We start from the raw sequence: 786 nt of genomic DNA on the forward strand, positions 1-786 counted from the left end.
ACCTCGTTATAGTACGTGCGCCAGTCGTCGATTTTGCTCTGCGCGTCGGCCAATGACAAGAACCAATGCGCGTTCAGACATTCTTGCCGGAAGCGCCCGTTGAAGCTTTCGACCTTGGCGTTGTCAGTAGGCGTGCCCGGCCGGCTGAAATCCAGTTCGACGCCATGTTCATACGCCCAGCGATCCATTGCCTTCGAGATGAACTCGCTGCCGTTGTCGACCTTGATCGTGGCAGGGTGCCCGCGCATGGCGGTGATACGCGTCAGCGCTTCGACCACATGCTCTCCCTTCAGGCTTTGTCCAACCTCGATGGCCAGGCATTCCCGTGTGTAGTTGTCGACGACGGTCAGAGTCCGAAGGCGTCGCCCATCGAACAGTGCATCCGCAACGAAATCCATGCTCCAAATTTCGTTGATCGCGGTCACGATATGCTTGGGCTGTCGCAGCCGAGCCGATTTGTTACGTCGTGGTCGCTTATGCCGCAGTGAAAGGCCCTCCGCCCGATACAGCCTGTAGACGCGCTTGCAGTTATCTCGCCAGCCTTCCCGTCGCAGGACCACGTGAACGCGCCGATACCCATAGTGCACGCGCGTGGCGGTGATTTCCTTGATACGCATGAGCAGCGCCGACGAATCGCGCGCAACCGACTGATACCGATACAGCGAACGAGACATGCCAAACAACGCGCAAGTCTTCGTCAGGCTGGTTCGATAGCGATCACGCAATTCATCGATCAACATGCGCCGACGGGCAGGCTTCAGAGCTTTTTTGCGAGTACGTCCTGCA

1 protein-coding gene is annotated in these 786 nt (G+C 58.0%); it reads right to left on the minus strand.

Going from position 1 to position 786, the window contains the following annotated elements; translation table 11 throughout:
* A partial coding sequence (locus AC0KUR_RS37995) for an IS3 family transposase (RefSeq protein WP_473377406.1) occupies positions 1-786 on the minus strand: 786 nt, incomplete at both ends.

It is taken from the genome of Burkholderia sp. YHN3-13 (assembly GCF_055810675.1).